23 protein-coding genes are annotated in these 21,429 nt (G+C 26.9%); 8 read left to right on the forward strand and 15 right to left on the reverse strand.

The features are described from left to right. The first annotated feature begins 44 nt into the window (after positions 1-44). Positions 45-2,207, forward strand: a complete 2,163-nt coding sequence (locus tag R4I97_RS06800; protein ID WP_335784324.1) for a methyl-accepting chemotaxis protein — start codon at positions 45-47, stop codon at positions 2,205-2,207. Positions 2,208-2,282: 75 nt separating this feature from the next. Here R4I97_RS06800 and mnmH read toward each other — a convergent pair whose 3' ends face one another. From mnmH to R4I97_RS06825, 5 genes are all read right to left on the reverse strand, one after another. Then, positions 2,283-3,311, reverse strand: coding sequence for a tRNA 2-selenouridine(34) synthase MnmH (gene mnmH, locus R4I97_RS06805; protein ID WP_335784325.1), 1,029 nt, complete (start codon positions 3,309-3,311; stop codon positions 2,283-2,285). A 21-nt stretch (positions 3,312-3,332) separates the two neighbouring features. Further along, a complete protein-coding gene (locus tag R4I97_RS06810) occupies positions 3,333-4,109 on the reverse strand; it encodes a class I SAM-dependent methyltransferase (RefSeq protein ID WP_335784326.1) in 777 nt (258 codons plus the stop codon). A gap of 437 nt (positions 4,110-4,546) precedes the next feature. Further along, complete coding sequence (locus tag R4I97_RS06815; protein WP_335784327.1) at positions 4,547-4,978, reverse strand: META domain-containing protein; 432 nt, start codon at positions 4,976-4,978, stop codon at positions 4,547-4,549. Further along, positions 4,975-5,385, reverse strand: a complete 411-nt coding sequence (locus R4I97_RS06820; RefSeq protein WP_335784328.1) for an META domain-containing protein — start codon at positions 5,383-5,385, stop codon at positions 4,975-4,977. The genes R4I97_RS06815 and R4I97_RS06820 overlap by 4 nt, the downstream gene beginning before the upstream one ends. A 144-nt stretch (positions 5,386-5,529) precedes the next feature. Next, positions 5,530-7,128 (reverse strand): peptide ABC transporter substrate-binding protein, encoded by a 1,599-nt coding sequence (locus tag R4I97_RS06825; protein ID WP_335784329.1) that lies wholly within the window; start codon positions 7,126-7,128, stop codon positions 5,530-5,532. A gap of 241 nt (positions 7,129-7,369) precedes the next feature. On the opposite strand from R4I97_RS06825, the gene R4I97_RS06830 reads away from it, so the two are divergent. Further along, a complete protein-coding gene (locus tag R4I97_RS06830) occupies positions 7,370-7,789 on the forward strand; it encodes a metal-dependent transcriptional regulator (protein WP_335784330.1) in 420 nt (139 codons plus the stop codon). Positions 7,790-7,988: 199 nt separating this feature from the next. Here the strand turns inward: R4I97_RS06830 and lysA are convergent, their stop codons facing one another. Next, the gene (lysA, locus tag R4I97_RS06835) at positions 7,989-9,227 is read right to left on the reverse strand and encodes a diaminopimelate decarboxylase (RefSeq protein WP_335784331.1); all 1,239 of its coding nucleotides are present in this window, start codon (positions 9,225-9,227) and stop codon (positions 7,989-7,991) included. Between the two features lie 167 nt (positions 9,228-9,394). Between lysA and R4I97_RS06840 the strand changes: the two genes are divergently transcribed. Both R4I97_RS06840 and R4I97_RS06845 read left to right on the forward strand, forming a co-directional pair. Beyond that, positions 9,395-9,760, forward strand: a complete 366-nt coding sequence (locus R4I97_RS06840) for a hypothetical protein (protein WP_335784332.1) — start codon at positions 9,395-9,397, stop codon at positions 9,758-9,760. Between the two features lie 20 nt (positions 9,761-9,780). Then, positions 9,781-10,569, forward strand: coding sequence for a hypothetical protein (locus R4I97_RS06845; protein WP_335784333.1), 789 nt, complete (start codon positions 9,781-9,783; stop codon positions 10,567-10,569). A gap of 6 nt (positions 10,570-10,575) precedes the next feature. On the opposite strand, the gene R4I97_RS06850 is transcribed toward R4I97_RS06845, so the two are convergent. Further along, positions 10,576-10,998: a response regulator gene (locus tag R4I97_RS06850; protein WP_335784334.1), complete on the reverse strand. Its 423-nt coding sequence runs from the start codon at positions 10,996-10,998 to the stop codon at positions 10,576-10,578. Between the two features lie 126 nt (positions 10,999-11,124). Between R4I97_RS06850 and R4I97_RS06855 the strand changes: the two genes are divergently transcribed. From R4I97_RS06855 to R4I97_RS06870, 4 genes are all read left to right on the forward strand, one after another. Continuing rightward, positions 11,125-12,852, forward strand: a complete 1,728-nt coding sequence (locus tag R4I97_RS06855) for a motility associated factor glycosyltransferase family protein (protein WP_335784335.1) — start codon at positions 11,125-11,127, stop codon at positions 12,850-12,852. Between the two features lie 76 nt (positions 12,853-12,928). Continuing rightward, positions 12,929-14,044 (forward strand): aminopeptidase P family protein, encoded by a 1,116-nt coding sequence (locus R4I97_RS06860; protein ID WP_335784336.1) that lies wholly within the window; start codon positions 12,929-12,931, stop codon positions 14,042-14,044. A gap of 3 nt (positions 14,045-14,047) precedes the next feature. After that, entirely contained in the window at positions 14,048-14,653 is a 606-nt protein-coding gene (locus R4I97_RS06865) for an HNH endonuclease family protein (protein WP_335784337.1), read from the forward strand. 82 nt (positions 14,654-14,735) lie between these two features. Further along, positions 14,736-15,434, forward strand: a complete 699-nt coding sequence (locus R4I97_RS06870) for a hypothetical protein (protein WP_335784338.1) — start codon at positions 14,736-14,738, stop codon at positions 15,432-15,434. Positions 15,435-15,489: 55 nt separating this feature from the next. On the opposite strand, the gene moaC is transcribed toward R4I97_RS06870, so the two are convergent. The 8 genes from moaC to R4I97_RS06910 are packed head-to-tail and all read right to left on the reverse strand — an operon-like array spanning position 15,490 to position 21,423. Beyond that, positions 15,490-15,939 carry a cyclic pyranopterin monophosphate synthase MoaC gene (moaC, locus tag R4I97_RS06875; protein ID WP_335784339.1) on the reverse strand — a complete coding sequence of 150 codons (450 nt, stop codon included), beginning with the start codon at positions 15,937-15,939 and terminating at the stop codon, positions 15,490-15,492. A gap of 1 nt (position 15,940) precedes the next feature. After that, the gene (locus R4I97_RS06880) at positions 15,941-16,738 is read right to left on the reverse strand and encodes a GTP 3',8-cyclase MoaA (RefSeq protein WP_335784340.1); all 798 of its coding nucleotides are present in this window, start codon (positions 16,736-16,738) and stop codon (positions 15,941-15,943) included. Then, the gene (locus R4I97_RS06885; protein WP_335784341.1) at positions 16,722-17,930 is read right to left on the reverse strand and encodes a molybdopterin molybdotransferase MoeA; all 1,209 of its coding nucleotides are present in this window, start codon (positions 17,928-17,930) and stop codon (positions 16,722-16,724) included. The genes R4I97_RS06880 and R4I97_RS06885 overlap by 17 nt, the downstream gene beginning before the upstream one ends. Positions 17,931-17,965: 35 nt before the next feature. Then, positions 17,966-19,000: a sulfate/molybdate ABC transporter ATP-binding protein gene (locus tag R4I97_RS06890; protein WP_335784342.1), complete on the reverse strand. Its 1,035-nt coding sequence runs from the start codon at positions 18,998-19,000 to the stop codon at positions 17,966-17,968. Positions 19,001-19,024: 24 nt separating this feature from the next. Continuing rightward, the gene (gene modB / locus R4I97_RS06895) at positions 19,025-19,693 is read right to left on the reverse strand and encodes a molybdate ABC transporter permease subunit (RefSeq protein WP_335784343.1); all 669 of its coding nucleotides are present in this window, start codon (positions 19,691-19,693) and stop codon (positions 19,025-19,027) included. Positions 19,694-19,707: 14 nt separating this feature from the next. Then, on the reverse strand, positions 19,708-20,487 hold the full coding sequence (gene modA / locus R4I97_RS06900) for a molybdate ABC transporter substrate-binding protein (RefSeq protein ID WP_335784344.1): 780 nt from the start codon (positions 20,485-20,487) through the stop codon (positions 19,708-19,710). Between the two features lie 44 nt (positions 20,488-20,531). After that, a complete protein-coding gene (locus R4I97_RS06905) occupies positions 20,532-21,002 on the reverse strand; it encodes a MogA/MoaB family molybdenum cofactor biosynthesis protein (RefSeq protein WP_335784345.1) in 471 nt (156 codons plus the stop codon). Beyond that, on the reverse strand, positions 20,974-21,423 hold the full coding sequence (locus tag R4I97_RS06910) for an MOSC domain-containing protein (protein ID WP_335784346.1): 450 nt from the start codon (positions 21,421-21,423) through the stop codon (positions 20,974-20,976). Before R4I97_RS06910 ends, R4I97_RS06905 begins: the two co-directional genes overlap by 29 nt. Positions 21,424-21,429: the final 6 nt, after the last annotated feature.

Genomic DNA, 21,429 nt, shown 5'->3' on the forward strand with positions numbered 1-21,429 from the left:
CAAGTTGAGAGTACTTGACTTGATTAAAAATAGTAGTTATTATTATGCAATTAATAATAGAAAATTGGAGTTTAAAAGTGAAAAAGTTGCAATCTTTGTCGGTAAAAGTACCTTTGTTTGTTACAGCTATTATAACAGTAATGACCACTATACTGGTTGCTATAATATTAAATATAGGTGCTCAAGGTATAAGGCAAGGGGCTATATTTGGTTTAGAATCATCTACTAAGATATATTCAAGAATGGTTAATGTGTGGTTAAAACAGGCTATGGTTTTAGCTGATTCAATATCTAAAAGTCATACAGAATTAACTGAATATTTAGCTTTAAACACTCCTGAAACTGCTCTTGCGGCTCAAGATGTATTAAAAAAACTCGCTAATAATAATGACCAATTAAATGGATTAGCTTTATATGATATTAACGGTAACATAGTATTAGACAGTGCTGACGGAAAAATTGTAAATTCCCCTACTATGGTAAAATTAAATACTACAGAGGCTTGGGGAAAAGTAAGAGCTGGACAAACTGCTATGTATAAAACGGTAATACCTTCTTCTATTACTGACGGGCTATATTTAGTAGTAGTATTCAGTCCTATAAAAAACTCATTAGGAAATATAATAGGAAGTGTTGGTATATTAGTAGATTGGCTTGGTTTTATAGATGATGAATTAGAGTTAGTTAAGTTCGGAAATACTGGACACCCTTTTGTTATAGACACAGATAGAAATGTTATAGCTGACCCTGTTCCTGAACATGTTAGAAATGAAACTCTTAAAAATGCTGATTATATTATTTATGCTTCTGAAAATGAATCTGGTACTTATGAGTTCAAATCTCCATTCAATGGTGAAGATTCTTTTTCTGCATTCTATAAAGAGCCTATTTCTGGTTGGTCTATAGTAATGAGTGTAGCATCAAAAGAATTATTTGCTCATACCTATTCTATGAGACTTTATTCAATAATTGGTACTGTAGTTATATTAATAATTACATGTTTTATAATATTCTTATATATAAGAAGTATTACTACTACATTAAAATTATTATCAAAAGATTTGACAAGACTATCTGAAGGCGATTTAGACTGGCATGTACCAGAACCTGTGCTTAATAGAAAAGATGAGTTTGCTATAATAGCTGGTGCTATAGCAAGTACATTAAATACTCTTAATGAAAAAGTAAAAACTGTATATTGCAGTGCTGATATAGTAAAAGCTTCTGCTCAGGAAGTAGCACAGCAAAATATAGAATTATCAAATAGAACAGAAAATCAGGCTTCTGGTCTTGAGGAAACTGCTTCTTCTATGGAAGAGATTGCTTCTACAATAAAAACTTCTGCCGAGCATACTGTTGAAGGAAATAATATGATGATTAATTCTCGTCATGCTATAGATGAGGCTGGAAGAATTATTGAAGAGACTACTAAAAACATTGAAGCTGTTTATGAATCAAGCTCAAAAATCAGTGCTATTACAAAAATAATTGAATCTATTGCATTCCAAACAAACATACTTGCTTTGAATGCTGCTGTTGAGGCTGCTCGTGCTGGAGAACAAGGAAGAGGATTTGCTGTTGTTGCTTCTGAGGTTAGAAACTTAGCTCAAACTACTCAGGCTTCTGTTAAAGATATTACTACTTTAGTTTCTGACTCTGAAGAGAAAATTGCTACTGCTACAGAAACTGCTAGAGAATCAACAGAAATATTCAAAAACTTAAAAGAACAAATTGAAGAAACTGCTAAGATTATGCAGGATTTAAGCTCTACTGCTATGGAACAACAGGCTGGAGTTGATCAGGTTAATATAGCTATAGCTCAAATGGATATGGCTACTCAGCAAAATGCTGCTTTAGTAGAACAAGCTAGTGCTTCTTCTGAAACTTTATTCTCTCAATCTAAAGAATTATTAAATGCTATGGCATTCTTTAAGTTGAGAAATGCTGATTGTAAAATACCTGTAAAACCAAATAATCAAGAAAAGAAAGAAGATACAAAAGCTAATAATACTTCAAAAAAAGAAGAACCTAAAAAAGAGTATACTGCATATAAAAAACCAGAATTAAAAAGCCCATTAAAAAAATCATCAGAACCTACTAAAAAACCTTATGAGGAAACTAAACCTTCAAGTGTTTCTTCTGATAAAGAATTTGGTTCTACTTTTAATGCACCTGCAAATGATGATGATGAGTTTGAATCATTCTAATAAAAAATAGAATAAAAAATAAAAGGATTAGCCAAAAATGGTTAATCCTTTTTTTATGTATAAAAAATAATAAAATTAAGATTTAAGTTTTGAAATTGAAGATACTATATCATCTATAGTTAAATTATTACATTCTATATTAATTATTTTATTTTCTTCTTGAATACTTAATCTATAAGCCTTATCATAATAGTATAATAAAACCAAAACACATTCATATATTTTATCTTCTTCTAATAAAGATAAAGCCTCTCTCATTCTTTCATTACCAAGGCGTTTTTTTATTTTTATTATAGATTCTTTTAAATCATCAATGCTATATTTTCCATAAGTATCTGTTATATATTTAGCCCTATCTTCTATAGGGACATTTAAATATATGATATTCTCAGGACTTTTCATATTATCAAAAAGCCCTCTTGGTATAGCTCTTTTTCCTATTAATAAGCTCTCATCCTCAAGCCATAAAGAAGAACCATTATCATATTTAGATAATTCAAAGCATAAATTGTTCTCAAATTGTTCCTGACTAGGCTGCTCTCCTTCATTAATCCACCCAAAAGCAGAACCCTTATGTTTAGCAATACCCTCTAAATCTACAACATTATATTCTAATTCTTTTAATTTATTGAGTATCAAAGTTTTTTTACTTCCTGTTCTTCCTGTAACCAAATTGATTTTATATTTCTTATTATTAAAAGACTCTAAAACATATCGTCTATAGCTTTTATATCCGCCTTCAAGCACATAAACATCATATTTATAATTAGAGCATAACCAAGCAACAGACTCACTTCTCATGCCTCCCCTAAAACAATGCATTAATATAATATTATTATTATTGGATATCTTATCAACCTCTTTTAATATGTTAGCCATTCTATTTCCAACACATTCAAGTCCCTTTAATATAGCAGCTTCCCTACCCATTTCTTTATATATGGTCCCAACTACTTTTCTCTCTTCATCATTAAACAAATAAACATTTTTAGCATTAGGTATATGTCCATGAGTAAACTCTGAAGGCGAACGCACATCTATAATAGGCAAGTTCTCTTCTATTTGTAATCTCAAAAACTCTTCTATATCTATTCTTTTTACCATATCATTACAACTCCAAAATAATTACATCATTTTTCCTATAGAAGCCTGCTGACAATAACTATTATACCTATTATCTCTTATACGCTTTTCAATTACAATTAAACTCTCATAATAAGAAATAGAATAAGCACTATTCGTAAAATTATTAGCCTCTAAACTATCACCTTCTATAGCAGAATATGCATTCAAATAATCAATCAAGTTTTTTGTATATTCTATAAATGAATTAGGATTTTTATACCCTCCATTACAATTAGGCCAATAAGAAGTATAAACATCTTCGCATAAATAAATACCGTCATCTTTAATATGTCCATACATCTCTTCAAAAGTAATTCTCTGGTCTTCCATTAAATGACTTCCATCATCAATAAGTATATCTAATTTTGGTATTTCTTTTTTTATTTTTCTTAGAAACTCTCTATCATTTTGAGAGCCTATATATATTTTAATATTATCATCTTCAAAACGTTTGCATTTCTCTTTTTTATCAATACCATAAATATTGACTTTAGCACCATTTACAGAAAAATAATTTTTCCACATCTTTAATGAACCGCCATATCCTACACCTATCTCAAGCAGATTAATATCTTTACCTCTAAACTTTGAAAAATATCTCTCATAAACATCAAAATAAGATAAATGCTTATAAACAGCTTCTTCCCTATTCTCTATAAAATATTTGTGTAAATCTGACTTTTCTTTATTTTCATCATTAATTAAAATATCTCTCAAAATTTCTCTATTATTATCATCTCTTATACTAATTGTTTTTTTCTCAACTTTAAGCTTCATTATATAATTTATTTACCCCTCCATTTATTCTTTGTATTTTATTTTTTATATAATAAATTGTCAATACATTATTTTACTAAGTTTTTAACCTTTTTTTAATACCCCACCCTATTATATTTTTTATTTTTTCTAAAATTTTTGTTTTTATTTTTATTAAAATATCAACTAAAAAGCATGCCCTCCCAAGCTTTAATGAAATTATAAAATCTACTTACCGCACGTTTAATCTATTAAAAAACATAATAAAAATTCTATTTCAAATTAATCAAAATATTTTTATTTATCTTACCGTGCGGTGTATAGTTTTTAATTTTAAAAATTCAAGAGTGGGATATAATTTTTAAGGATGCAATAAATATAATAAAAATTAAATTATCAAAATATAACAAAAAGAAATAAAGTGTGAGATTTATAAATAATTTTTTAATATGTTATTTTTAATAAAGTCTTTTAAAAATAAGTTTAATATCTTTATCTAAAGTATTTATCACTATCTCTTCTCCATCAAACTCTATAGATGAGGCTGTATTTAAATATTTTAAATAATCTTCTTCTTTTTTTAAAGCCTCTTCTTCTTCAGATATTTTTGTGACTTCTATTCTCTTTATAAGCAAAATATTTCCCCTTCTAATCTCATATTCTCCAAAATACGTGTTAGCTCCGCCATATCCATAAAACTCTGCATTATAAAAAGATATTGTAATTCCAGAATTTTCAAACATATTAATTAGTTTATAAGTTTTACCGCTAAGCGTGCTTGAAGATACAGATAAAGATTTCTTAGTAGAAGAACAAGAAAATACTACCAAAAAGATAGTAAATAATATTATAAATATTTTTTTTAAATTATTCAAATTATATATTCTCATATCTCTTCAAAAATCAAATAATTATTAGAAAGCAAGGTATATAAAGTTAATTTTCTATCTTCAATTTTATACGATGTAGCATCCTTTAAAAGCTTTAGATATTCATATTCGGCATTCATTTTATCTTTAGGACCAGACATTAACGTCGTTATTAAATTATATACAGTGAAAATATCTCCATCTATGTTATATAGAGATGAATACCTATTAACCGCTGAAAAACCATTTATTTTATCCTCATTAAATTCTATTGTGATATTCATATCTTTATACATACTAACCAATTTAAACTTTCTGCCATCTAATACATTTTTTTTAGATGTTATATTATTTTCCACAGTTTTAGTTCTATCTATAGTAGAACATGAACATATTAATAATAATATAAAAACTAATAATTTTTTCATAAACGTCCCAATAATAAATTATTCAAAAATAATTAAATTAGTATAATTATCGGTATTAATAGAATTATTTTTTATAATAGATTACTTATATTTATAGCACTCCATCATCAAAAAATGATAAGAGAGTACTATAAATATAATAATTTATTCTAAATAAGCATAATGAAATTGATATTCTTGTAATGGAGTTAGAACATAGTCTTTTAATCTTTTACTTACTAAAGTTGGATTTGATGGGTTGTATATTGGAATAAGCAAATTATCTTCTGCTACCAATAATTTTTCAGCATTATGCATAGCTTCCATTCTTATACTTTGATTGGCAGTAGACCTAGCAGTTTCTATGTATTTATCAAAAATAACATTGCTGTATCCTGTAGTATTTTGACTTCTATAACTTAAATAATTTTCTAAGAAAGTCATAGGGTCACTATAATCACCAATCCATAAAGTTCTTATAAGCTGATAATCTTTTTCACTTCTCATTTGCTGATAAGCTGCCCATTCTAAAGAAGTAATTTGTAAATCAATACCTAAATTTTCTTTCCACATCTGCTGCACTGCTTCAGCTACTTGCATATAAACTAAATCTGAAGTAGTTTTATATTCTAATACAGGGAAATTCTCCCCATTAGGATATCCCGCCTCAGCCAATAATTTTTTAGCCATCTCAACATTATTAAAATAAGCCTCTTTAGATAAATCAATATATTCTCCCCCATTTTCTCTAAAATCTCCAGTAACATCATAAGCTCCCACAGGAACCCAAGCACTTGTAGGCGATTTTGCAGTAGGAACAACATTTTCAACTATATAATTTCTATCTATAGCCAAAGATAATGCCTTTCTTATCCTTACATCTTTTAAGACTTCATTAGTGGCATTTATTCCAAAAGCAACTGTAGAAAAATATGGAGCTATATTAACGATTCCCTCTTCCTTAAGCTTTTCTAAATCCTGCTCTATAATATTTACAGAAAAATCTAATGAACCGTCTTTTATGCCAGCAAGTGCTAAAGTAGCATCCTTCATCATCACAAAAGTAATCTTTTCAGGAACAATATTATCTTTATTCCAATAATTAGTATTTTTTATTACAACTATTTTTTCATCAGGGTTTCTCTCTGTCATAATAAATGCACCATTCCCAATATAGCTTTCTGGGCTTAATGACCACTTATCTCCATACTTCTCTATAATATCTTTTCTAACAGGAGCAAATATCGGATAAGTAAGTATATCTAAAAAATATCCCGTAGGAGCTTCTAAGGTTATTTCTAAAGTATAATCATCTATAGCTTTCACTCCAAGTTCCTCTACCGAAAGCTCACTTGAAAGTATCTTTACAGCATTTTTTATATATTCTACAAATGAAGTATACTCTGCCCCACTGGCAGGATTAGCAGCTCTTTGCAAAGCATAAACAAAATCATTCGCTGTTACATTAAGTCCGTCAGACCATTTAGCATTCTCTCTCAAATGAAAAATATATCTAAGTCCGTCATCTGAAATCTCCCAACTTTCACAAGCTCCGCCAGCTAAATTTCCATTTTTATCTTTAATTATCAAAGTTTCAAATACATGCCTTGGATAAACAAAGTCATTTCCAGATAATGTAGGGTCTATTGTCTTTGGCTCTTCACCAGCATTAATAAATAATTCCTTTGAAGAACGATTCACGTTATTTGTACATGAAGTAATTAAAATAAAAATATACAAAAACAATAATATTCTTTTTAACATAATTCTCCCCTTCTATAATAGTTAAGTAATAATACTATATTTAGAAATATAATGCAATTAATTAGTTGTATTTTGTTACAAATATTAAATAGCATATTTTTATTTTTTTCATTTATAATAAGAATATTAGATTAATTGTTTATTTTTTTGTGAATAAGTATAATAATCTAAAATTACATAAAAAATGAAAAATTATATATTTTATATTGACTTATATATTTTTTATATTAAAATCATTTATATGAAACAACAAGAAATGACACCAATATTAGAAAATTATTTAGAAACTATCTACAACTTGGAAGTAGAAAAACAATTTAAAGAAGCAATTAGAATTACAGATATAGCAGATTTAGTAGGACGTTCAAAAGCAAGCGTTAATACAGCAATAAAAACATTATGCAAATTAGGTCATATAAAACATGAACATTATGGAGATATAGAGTTGACTGATTCTGGACGAGCTATAGGAAAAGATATAGCAGAAAGACATGCAATATTCTATTATTTCTTAACTAAAGTTTTAAATATAGATGAAAAAATAGCAGATGAAGAAGCTTGTTTAATAGAGCATGCTATGAGCAGAGATACTGTGCATAAGTTTAAAGAGTTTTTATGTGATTATTGCAAGAAAGAAAATATTTTAAACAAACAAAATTAATAATATAAATCAAATAAATATTCTTACTATTTTATAAATATTTCTATTGATAAAAACAATAATATAGCTTTACATATTTTCTAAATAAAAAATCATTGTTATCATTACTTAATTTTTTGTAAAGTTCTAACAATATTATTATGGTGTGAATAACATAAACACTTAATCAAAGTCTATTGAAAACAGATAATAATATAAATTATATTATCTCATCTTTTATCATATCTTCAAAACTCTGTCTTTTTCTTATAATATAATGTTTATCTTTATCTATCATTACCTGCGATATTAATGGACGAGAGTTATAATTGCTAGACATACTAAAACCATAAGCACCCGCATCAAGCAAAGCAACATAATCTCCCTCTTTGAGGGTTTCGCATTCTCTGTCATTAGCAAACACATCCGAGCTTTCGCATATAGGTCCTACAAAATCATAATTTGAATATTTATCAGTTTTTACTAAAGGCATTATTTCATTATAAGCCTCATACATAGCAACCCTAACATAATCATTCATACCGCCGTCTAAAATAGCATACTTTCTGCTAAGCTCTTCTTTTATATATTCCACTCTCATTATCAAAGCACCAGACTCCGCAACAAAATATCTTCCAGGCTCTGTTGTAACGCTAAGATTCATCTCTTTAAGAAGACTTATACTATCTTTTTTAAACTTATCAAAATCAAATCCAGAATGCGCCCTATTGTATCTTACTCCAAATCCTCCGCCTATATCTATGTTTGTTATATTAAAGCCTAAACTATTAACCTCTGCTATCAAATCTCTCATTACAAGTATTGCCTTATAAAAAGGTTCAGCATCCACCATTTGGGAGCCTATATGCATAGATAATGATTCTATTTCTATATTGTCCAAAGATTTTAACATATTAGCATTTTCTCTAATTGTCTTTATACTAATACCAAATTTGTTCCCGTTAATTCCTGTTGTAATTTTTTCATGAGTATGGGCATCTATATTTGGATTAACTCTTATAGAACATTTTACTCTTCTTTTTAATTCTTTTGCTATAGAGTTTATCCTTATTGCCTCTGGAATAGATTCTATATTAAAACGCTTTATATTTAATTCTATTGATTTTCTTATCTCTTCTTCTGTTTTAGCAACCCCAGAAAATACTATATTCTCAGCCTTTCCGCCTGCTTTTATATATTTTAACGTTTCACCAATAGATACTACATCTCCCCCTATTCCCTCTTCTATCATCATCTTTAATATAGATAAATTATTCTCTGCCTTAATAGCATAAACTATAGAATGATTCTCTATCTCTGAAAATACATTTTTTAAAAACCTAATCTTTTCTAAAATATCATTTTTTGAATAAATATAAAAAGGAGTCTTATAAACATCTGTAATATTTCTAATCTCAATATCTTCACACATTAAAATATTATCTTTATAGTATATCATTTAATAAACTCCTATTTTCTATTTAAAGATAATCTATGATACTATACATAGAATAAAAGTCAATGATTTTATTATGATTATATTTTTAACTTGCAATAAAATAAAAATTATATATATTTATTAATATAGGATAAATTTATGGCATAAAATACGGAGATTTATAAAAAATGCCTATAGCACCTTTAGATTTACAAGTGCTTTATATGCAGCAATCGCATATAGGCAGAATGGAACATGTAAGAATGGCAGCCAAAACAATAGCCATGCAATCTGAAGATAAAGACATACATAGAGATTCATATATAAAAGATTCAACAGTTGTAAAATCAGAAAATGTTTCAGAAGATAATAAAATTAAAGAAAAAAAAGATGAACAAAAAAATAAAGGGTATATGTCATATAGGAAAAAAAATAAAAAGAAATCTGTATTTAATCAAAATAATGATGATGCCCAAAATGATAATAATATAGAAATAGAAGAAGTATCATCTACTGAACAAAGTAAAGGACTAAAAATAGATATATTTGGATAAAAATAGGATAAATCTTAAAAATGCAAATCTTAATTAGTATAATAATCAATGTTATAATATTAGCAGTTGTAATGCCTTTATTTTATGTATATATAGTTTCGAGGGCAAGGGAAAGATTAGAAAAAGAGGTTATAAAAAAAGCAAGAGATGAAATTGAAGCATTGGTAAAGGAATTCAATAATATAGCATTAAGTAGAATATCATTATTAGAAGATGCTATAAATAGAGCTAATAATTTAAACAAACAGCTAAATGAAAAAGACCCTCAAATTAAAGAATTAAAAGAAAAAAAAGAAGCTGCTTTAAATGCCAACATTAAAACGAAATACGAGGTATCTGAAGCAGACAAAAAGAGTATATTAGATATAAAGATAGAAGATAATAAAAATAACGAAAATATTCTTATTGAAGAAAATAAAGAATCATTAAATAATAATAATAATATTTTAGATATTACAATAAAAAATGAAGATAACAAAATAATTGAAAACAATCCTCAAAAAGAAGAAACGAAAACTAATAGGTATGATGAAATAAGAAAAATAAAAGAAAATAGTAAAAAAGAGGCAATAGAAAAATTAAGAAATCAATTAGACATGACTATACGAAATAATATAAACCTAAATAGAAATAATAACCAAAAAGATATTATAAACAATTCTAATAATAGCAACAATACTGATGAAAAAATAAAACATGATAATATACTAAAGCTTCACAAGGAAGGTTTTAGCAATAAGGAAATAGCAGCACAACTAAAATGTTCATTAACAGAAGTTGATATTGTAATAGAATTAAACAATAATTAAACACTATTATAAATAATCAAATCTTCCAAGTATTCTTGCTAAGTGCGCAATAATTATCTGACGCTGAATAGGTTTTGCAATATAAGTATCTACTTTAAGATTTACAAATTCCATAAAAGTTTCTTTATTGGTATGTGAAGTAACAACCACTATTTTACCTTCATAATTTAATGCTCTTATTCTTTTGAGCAAATCTAATCCATTCATTTGCGGCATTTCAAAGTCAAGCATTATAATATCAGGTTTTTCTGGTATTTCTCTTAAATATTTTAAAGCTGCCATAGCATTGTCTGCTTCCATAACAACATTAAAATCTTCTGAAAGTAATATTTTTTTTTCGGCTATTCTTATAATACTAGAATCATCTACTAACATCACTTTATACTGTTTGCCGCTTTTACTATTAAAACCTAATGGAGCTGTAGCCATAATTAATTCTCCAAATAAAAAAGTGTAAATTTTTACAATTATAACGCATAATATAATATTATATTATTACAGTTTTGTCAATTACATATTTGATTTTTATTTACTTTTTTGTTATCATACTTAGATATGAATATATCTATAAAATTACACAATAAATTACAAAAAGAAGAATTATCTGATATTTATAAAATTGATACCAATAAAGATGGATTAAAAATAATATACAAAAATAATAGAGCAATACATAGTAAATATAATATAGAAAATGAATGTAAAAGAGCATTAGAAAATATAAATAAAAACAAAAATCTAATAATAATATATGGTTATGGATTAGGATATGTATTAAAATATTTGTTAGAAAATATTAACGATTATTTTAATGATGAAATTATAGAAACCCTCAAAATAGTTATTGTTGTAGAGGATGCAGCCATTTTTAAGTATTCATACTATAATATTTATTCTACAAACAATGAAAACGTTTTTTTTATAGATACTGAAGATGATATAGACTATATAAACAAAATAGTAGATTATAAAAATATTAATGGTATAAATCTTGTGCTGCTCCCATCACTTACTAAAGAAGAAAAAGAAAAAGCTAATTTATTTTATACTGATATATTAAATAATATGGAAAAAGAATTGTCTAATATATTAACAAATATGTATTTTGAAAATATATGGACAAAAAATATTATATTTAATAGCGAGTATATTAGCAAATCATCTGATGTATCTATATTAAAAAATGCATTCAAAGATTTCAAGGCTTTATTAATATGCCCCGGGCCTACTTTAGAATATTCTATAAAAAAAATAAAAAATAATAGAGAATCATTTATAGTAATATGCGTAGATACAGCTTATAGTGTACTTTGTAAGAATAATATAATACCAGATTTTGTCGTTACTGTAGACGGCGGATTTTTTAATTCTTTAGATTTTATTTATGAAAGTGATGATTTTCCATATTTAATAATGGATATAGCATGCAATAAAATAATACCTAAAAGATTAGAAAATAAAACTAATTTAATAAGATTTAGTTCAAATGAAAATTTAGAATTGGTAAAATATATTAATGAGTACGCTGCTATATCAGCATTAAATACTTCAAGTACAGTAGCAAGCACCATGATAGATTTTGCATATTATGCAGGTTTTAAAGATGTGCTTTTAATAGGTTTTGACAATAGCTATCCATTTTATCAAAGGCATATTAAGCATACATTGTCATACGAATATATGATAAACAAAACAAATAAAATAAAAACGTTTGAGTCTTATTATTTTAATACAATAAAAAATAATACTAATATTGATGTTTATCCTCCTACAGAGTTTATATTTGAAAACCAAATAGAATATTTTAAAAGTTTCAAAGATAAATACAAAGACATGAATATAAAAAGACTGACTTATGATGCTGTAAAGATAGAATATATTGAAGAGGGAAATATTGATGATTTCGTATTCGATAGAAATATGGCATTAATTGTAGCAAATAAAAGATATAAAGAAAATAATAAAACTAACATAAAAGAAGCTTATAATAAATTAAAAACTATATTAGAAGAGTTTAAAATTAAAATATTTAATATTTATAATGAAGCAAAAAATAATAATGATGAAGAGAAAGTAAATAGTATTTATGATGAATCTATAAAAACAATAAAAGTTTATCAAGAGAAAGCAAATATATTAAAAACAATACTCTCTTCTACTATGATGATGACAAATAGAGCTAATTCAACAAAAAGAAATAAACTTATATTCCTACTAACTGAAACATTAAGCAATGTTACCTATTTTTTAAGCAGAATAGATATAGCTATAAAAAAATTATAAAAATATTAATTTTGACAAAATATAATTTATTAGTATAATATTAAGTTATATAAACAATTATTAAGGTAGGCAAACTATGTCAACATTAAAAACTTTTATAAGCAAAGAAAATAATAAATTTGATTATGATTCAAGATTAAATAGACTATTAGATATTACAAAAGAAACAATTTTAATAACAAAAAATGAAAACATATTTTATTTGACAGGTTTTAAAGGTACAGCAGGCTGGCTTTTAATATATGATTCTAAAAAGTATTTATTTGTAGATTCAAGATATTTTGAAGTAGCATCTAAAATTACTCATAAAACTACAGTTGTTTTGGTTGCGAATACTTATCAAGATGCTTTAGCTGATTTTATAAAAGAAAACAATATAAAAGAAATAACTGTTGCTAAGAATGCATTATATCTTACTGATTATGAAAACGTAGTAGCTGCTATGGTAAATAACTCTATTAAGGTATCTATAAGTAAAGCTGATATAGACTCTATAAGAATAGTAAAAGAAAAAGAAGAAATTAATATAATAAAAGAGAATCTACACAGTGCTGAAAAGGCTATGATAAAAATGCTATCAACTGTAAAAGAAGGAGTTACAGAAAAAGATTTGGCTGCAGAATTAGAATATCAAATGAGAAAAGAAGGCGGAGATAAAACAGCATTTGACACTATACTTCTTTTTGGCGATAGAACATCTCTTCCTCATGGAGTTCCGTCAGATAGAAAATTAAAACTTGGGGATAATATTTTAATGGACTTTGGCTTATCAAGAGATGGATATAAAAGTGATATTACAAGAACTTTCTTTTTTGGCAAAGGCGATAAATTTGATAAAATGCAAAAAATATACAATATAGTAAAAGAAGCAAATGAGAAAGGAGCAGCTGCTATACATTCTGGAATAACAGGAAAAGAAGTTGATAATGTTGCAAGAGAAGTAATAAAAAATGCTGGATATGGACAGTATTTCGGACATGGTCTTGGACATGGTGTTGGACTTGAGATACATGAATCTCCTAGGTTATCACCTATAGTTGATCATATACTTGATGGGGGGGCTGTAGTTACTATTGAGCCTGGAATATATCTTCCAGATTTTGGAGGAGTGAGAATAGAGAATATGGCTATAGTAACTAAAGATGGTCCTGCAATTTTAAATAGCACACCAACTGATTTAATTATATTATAAAATATGGCAAGAAGAAAAAATAAAAAGTTAAATAAATTATTTGTGCTTTTTATAGCAGTTGTTTTTGCTTTAATATATTATTGTTATGATAAATATGACATAATAGAAGCTAAATATTTTACTAAAAAAATAGAAAGATATAACAGAGATGATTGGGGAAAATGGAGAGATGATGACAATGATGGGCTTAATACAAGAAATGAAGTTCTTTTGGAAGAGTCTTTAATAAAACCTATAATATCAAATAATAAAGTAGTATCTGGAAGATGGTATGATAAATACACCGGCAAATATTTTGATGACCCTAAAGATTTGGATATAGACCATTTGGTGCCTTTAAAAAACGCTTATATGAGCGGTGCTAGTAATTGGAGCAAAGAGAAAAAAAATAGATATTATAATTATTTGAAAAACGAGCATCATTTAATAGCTGTTTCAAGAAGTGCTAATCGTTCTAAGGGAGATAAATCACCTCTCGAATGGCTTCCAGAAAATGAAGAGTATCAATGCGAATATATTAGAGAGTGGTATAAAATAAAAACAGATTGGGGACTTACTGTTGAAGAAGGTTTTGATGAATTATCAAATAGAATCTGTAAAGGAAAATAAAAATATTTATATTCTCATTTTTAATTGACAAAATATAATAATAGCTTATTATAAAAATACTTAATTATATAAGGAGACTATAATGAAAAAGTATCTATTTCTAATGATATTAATAATCAATAGTTCTGTTTTTGCTAAAAGCGGTTTTGAAGCAATAATCAATGCTGATATTGGTAAATCTATTGGCATACCTATTGGAGATGCTGGTTTTGAGAGAAAAGCTTCTTTTGGTTTTGATGGTGCTCTTACTGCTCAGCTTGGTTTTTTAGCAGATTTTAATAATAATATGGCTATGAGTATATTAGGAGAAATAGGTTTTAGTCATGATAGTTTTTCTTATAAAGTTCCTAATACAGTATATCAAAGGCATACTATTCGTAATCGTTTTACTAGTTTACAATTAGGAGTATTGCCTAAATTTAATATTAATAATTTTGCTCTTGGATTAGGAGCTGGGGTAAAAATTCCTTTTCATGGAAGAATAGAAACATATACAAGAGTATCAGATACTGAAAGTTATAGACGTTATGAAAGAATTAATTTTAATGATATAAAATCAATATACAATCAAATGTATGTTATACCATATATAAAATTAACTTTTGAATGGTTTTTCTCAGATATTAATTATAAAACTAGAGAATTTGTTGATACAAGAGATTTGGGTATTGGATTTTATTTGGGATATGATTTCGGACCTAAATCAAGAACTTATATAGGAACAGACAGCTTTGATATTGGTTTACAGCTTTCTTTAAGATTTAAGCCTGCTAAAAATTAAAAAAATTAAAAATATAATATAAAGAGCATTATTTAATAAAAATAATGTTCTTTTATTAAATATCCTCTTTAGTTTTTGAAATTAATACAATATCGCCTATTTGCATTTTTTTATCTACTGCCTTACACATATCCCATATAGTTAAAAGAGATATACTAACTGCAGTTAAAGCTTCCATTTCTATTCCTGTTTTATAGCTGCATCTGCAATAAGACATTGCAATTATTCCGTCATCTTCCAAAATAAAATCAATAGACACTTTTTCTATATTAATATTATGGCATAAAGGTATAAGATTAGAAGTTTGTTTTGCCCCCATTATACCAGCTATTCTTGCAACAGATATAACATCGCCTTTTTTTATATTGTTTTCTTTTATTAAATAAATAGTCTCTTTAGACAAATATATTTTTCCTTGAGCTTTGGCTTCTCTTTTTACAATATCTTTATTTCCAACATCAACCATATTGGCATTTCCATTTTCATCTATATGAGTTAATTCCATATTATCCTCCTATCATACTAATAGATTTAACATCGCTATAAGTGCCATTCTCAGGCTTCCCTTCAATGCATTTTATAATAGAGCCTCTTATATCGTTAAAGTCAATTTTAAACTTAATATTACTATGCAAACAGCTAAGCAAATAACCATCAGAAAGAAGCCTTATTCTATTACAATATTTGCATCTATGAGGTCTGTCATAATTAATACTATCAACCTTTTGAGCATTAATATTATAATATTGAATAGTTTGTAATTTAGCATTAATACTACTTGCATATTTTTCTAATAATGGTAGTTCCTCCCTACTCTTCTTATCATAAACAACAACATTAATCTTTAATTGAAAACCAAGTTTAGAAGCTGTTTCAATTCCTCTTAAAGCATCTTTCAAATTACCGCCTCTTGTAATATATTTATATCTTTCATCGTCTAAAGTATCAAGAGAAACATTAATAGAATCAAGCCCTGATTTTTTTAATTTTTCTGCGATAGTAGAGAGAAGCAAAGCATTTGTAGTCATAGCTATAGTTTCAATTTTTTTTACCATTCTAATCATAGAAACAAGATTATCAATATCTTTTCTCACCAAAGGCTCTCCTCCAGTAAGACGAACCTTTTTAACTCCAAGCTCTGCTGCCTCTTTTACAACATTACATATTTGTTCATAAGATAAAATTTCATTATGACTTTTTTTTTCAAAATCCTCTTCAGGCATACAATAAACACACCTTAAATTGCATCTATCTGTAACAGATACCCTAATATAATTAATCTCTCTATTAAATGAATCTAACATCAACTATACTCCCTTTTTTTATATTAGAAACACCTATATCTATTTTTAGTATTCCATTAGCCTCGGAGAAGGATGCTATCATAGAAGAATTATTATAATTTATAAGCCTTGCTTCTAACTTTGTATTATTATGAATGAGCTTTACAGGTACATATTCAAGTCTTTCATTATCTTTTCTGTTAAACTCATCTGTTAATACAGCATTTGTATAACTACTTTCATATTTCAAACCTAAACAACTTAATATATAAGCCTTAACCATAATCTCAAAAGTCATAAATGAAGAAACAGTGTTACCAGGCAAAGCAAACACAGCCTTTTTATTAAGCTTACCAAAAAATAAAGGTTTGCCAGGCTTCATAGCTATACCATGAAATATTTGTTTTACTCCAAGCTCCAATAACTCTTTATGCACATAATCAAAATCTCCCATAGATACTCCGCCGCTTATAAGCACAATATCATTTTCTTCTATAGCTTTAGAAAGTATATTTTTTATCTCTCTTTCATCATCATTTACTTTGCCATAAAACTTACTATCACAAGATAATGCTAAAGTTCTTGATACAAGCATAGGAGCATTAGCATCATATATCTGACCATCTTTTAACCTCTCTCCAATATTTGCTATTTCATCTCCTGTAGAAACAACTGCTACTTTGATTTTTTTCTTCACATCAATATTTGAAAAACCAAAACCTGCTAATATCGCTATATCTTTTGGAAGTAAAAATTTTTTATCTAGTATCTTTTCACCTGTTTTTTTATTGTTTCCTTTTTTTATTACATTATTACTAATTTCTTTTTTTGTAAATTTAATAGTAGTTTTATCTGCTTCTATTTTTTCAGTCCATTCAACTCTCTGTACAGCATTGCAATTTTCTGGCAGCATTGCTCCTGTCATAATCTTTACACATTCACCGCTATTAATTTTTATTTTCTCACAAAGCCCGGCATATATTATTTTGTCTTCAATTAAAACATAATTATCTTTATTTTCATCTTCTTTATTATAGGCATACCCGTCCATAGATGATTTACTAAAAGGAGGGTCATCATTCAAAGCATAAATATCATTAACTAAAACTCTATTATAAGAATCAAGTACAGATATTTTCTCTTCGCCATAATCCTCTATATTTTCTAATACCAATTTTAAAGCCTCATCAGGATGCAAAAAAGTTCTAGACATTTTTAATTACCTCAAAAATAAAATATTAAACTATATTATTCTAAAAACATAATATTATCAATATTAATAGCTAAATTTATCTCCATTCCAATATAATAATCTTTTTTATAATTATCTTTATTCAAATGCCATATTATTTCACTTTCAGTATTTATAGGAGTAACAGTGATAACATAAGAAAAAATCTCTTCTACTATCTTTTTAATACGGCATTTCATATTAATGTTTTGAGAATTATTAAAATCATTATATTCAAAAAAACTATTAGCCCTAACTCCAACATAATTTATATTATTATTATTATTATTAATTATAATATTCCAATCAACACACTCTATTTTTTTATCACCTAATAATCTCACTTTCGAAAAGTTCTCACACCCAACAAGCAAAGCAGAAAAATATGTCTTTGGAGTTTTAAAAATATTATGCTTAGAATCTATAACTTCAAATTTACCTCTGTTTAATATACCTATATTATCAGCCATCTTATAAACTTCTTCTCTATTATGGGATACAAATAATGTAGTGCCGTTAAACTCTTTTATATTAAATAAAATAAACTTTTCTAACTCCAACTTTATATGATAATCTAAAGCACTCAAAGGTTCATCTAATAATAACATATTAGGTGATGATACAAATATTCTTGCTAAAGCTGTCCTCTGCTGTTCGCCTCCAGATATCTCTCTTGGCTTTTTATTTCTTATATCATATATAAAAAACTTTTTCGTTATATCTTCAATATTAATATCTTTATTTCTAATTCCTGTTTTTATATTTTCTTCGACTGTCATGTTTGGAAATAAAGCATAATTTTGAAATAAAAATCCAACATTTCTTTTTTGCGGTTTAATATTAATATGTCTTTTAGAATCATAAAAAATTTTTCCGTCAAGTTCTATATATCCGCTGTCTGGTTTCTCTATACCTGCAATACATTTCAAAGCCATACTCTTACCGCTTCCAGAAGCCCCAAGTATAGCGAACACTCCTCCACCACTCGCCTCAAATTGCAAATCTAAATCAAAATTAGATAATCTCTTTTTAATATCAACTATTAAGCTCAATATTAAAACCTCAAAATATATTTTTTATAATCTTTTTTTAATGCTATTAGAAACAGGTATTATAATATTCATCATCATTATGCTTATAAACGATATAGCAACAATTATTGCAACCCACCTAAAAGCTAAATCTCTATCTCCAGCCTGCACGGCTGTATATATAGCAAGAGATATAGTTTGAGTTCTATTAGGTATGTTTCCAGCAATCATAATAGTAGCGCCAAATTCTCCTAAAGCCCTTGTAAAAGAAAGTATAGTTCCACCTAATATAGATTGCCAGCTATTTGGAAGTATTATTCTCCAAAATATCCAATTTTCAGATTTACCTAATGTTTTAGCGGCATTTATAATATTAGTGTCTATCTGCTCAAAAGCTCCTTTACTAGTTCTGTACATTAATGGAAAAGAAACTATAAAAGAAGCAAGTATAGCCCCCCTCAAAGTAAAGATAAAAGGAAAACCTAATTTTTCAACTATGCTTCCTATAAAAGAATTTCTTCCGAAAAATATAAGCAAAAAAAATCCAACAACCGTAGGAGGAAGTACTAAAGGAAGAGTAAATACTATATCAAATATAGATGAAAATCTCTTTATCTTAAAAACTGCAAAAGCAATATATATTCCAACAAAAAAAGTAATTATAGTAGAATAGAATGCTGTTTTTAAAGAAAGTATTAATGGAGAATATTCCATATTATTCTACTACATTATTTTACTACAGTAAAACCATAATTTTGAAATATCTCTTTTGATTTATCTGTAGAAATATACTCTATAAACTTCTTTGCTTCTTCTTTGTTTTGAGAAGATTTTATTATCGATATAGGATAAATAACTTTTTTATGAGTACCTTCTGGAGCTTCTGCTATTATATTAATATTTTTTGCTATTTTAGCATCTGTAGCATACACTATTCCGCAATCAACTTCAGCAGTCTCTACCCAATCAAGAACATTTCTAACATCAGAACCATAAACAGCTTTTTCTTTAGCAATATCTAATATAGATAAATTACTTAATATCTCTTCAGAATACTGTCCTACTGGCACACTTTTTGGCTCGCCAAGTCCAATTTTTTTCACATTAGAATTAGTTATATCTGTAAATGATTTAATATTTAAATTAGAGTTTTTTGGAGTAATTAAAACAACTTTATTTTCAAGTAAATCTTTTCTAGTTTCACTGTCAATTAAACCTTTTTCTTCTAAAGCATTCATTTGTTTTTGAGCTGCAGAGAAAAATATATCGGCAGGAGCAGAGGCTTCTATTTGAGCTTGCAAAGCACCTGATGAAGCAAAAGAAAATATAACTTCTGTTGATGTTTCTTGTTTATAATTATTAGCTAATTCTGTAAGTACATCTGTTAGGCTTGCTGCTGCTAATACATATATTTCTTTATTTTCTGAATTAGATTGAGTATTATTTGATTGATTACATGATACAAACAAATATGATATTAAAAAAAATGCAAACATAATCTTTTTCATAAAATTTCCTTATATTTCTTTTAATAAAATTTTATTAAATATTATTAATGCCCTTCACCTTTTATCATAGCTATAATATGTTCAAGCAAAGGTATAATTAATTTAGTGCAATATTTTGCTGCTTTCTCACTTCCTGGAAAGTTTACCACAAATACATTATCATTAATCCCAGCATAACCTCTTGAAAGAGAAGCAAATATAGTCTCTTTTATAGATTCCTGCCTTAAATAATCAGATACTCCCCTAACCTCTTTCTTACAAAACGCCATTGTAGCTTCAGGAGTTACATCTCTTTTTGATAAACCTGTTCCTCCTGTAGTTATTATTATATCAAACTTATCTTTATTATTTTCTAATGTATTTAATATTACATCATATTCATCTGGTATAATAATTTTATTTATAATTTTATCTTTTAATTCTTCTTCCAAAGTTTTTATAATAATCTCACCAGATTTATCTTGATATATGCCTTTATATGCCCTATCAGATACAGTAATAACAAGTATCCTCAACTGTAATCTCTCCTCCCTTAATTACCCTTGCAAATATGCCCCTCTTAGGCATAATACAATCGCCAACCAACTTTTTTATGTCGCAGCCTTTATGGCATTCTTTTCCTATTTTTGAAACTTCTAATATTGTATCACCTATATATATTTTAGTGCCTATTTTTAAACTATAAAGCTCTACACCTTTGGTAGTAATATTTTCAGCAAAATCACCAGGCTTTAAATTAGTATTCATTTTTTTATTTGTGTACTCTATATCTTCAATTGCAAGCAAAGAAACTTGTCTATCTGTCAATTTACCAAAATGAGCATCATTAAATACACCTTTATCCTCAACTAAAACAATGTTTTTTACAGGTATTTTTATAGTACCAGTATTCTCAGATATATTTAAAGACACTAAACTAAATTCTTTATTTTCCATATTTGT

Source organism: Brachyspira pilosicoli (assembly GCF_036997485.1).
Taxonomy (GTDB): domain Bacteria; phylum Spirochaetota; class Brachyspiria; order Brachyspirales; family Brachyspiraceae; genus Brachyspira; species Brachyspira pilosicoli_C.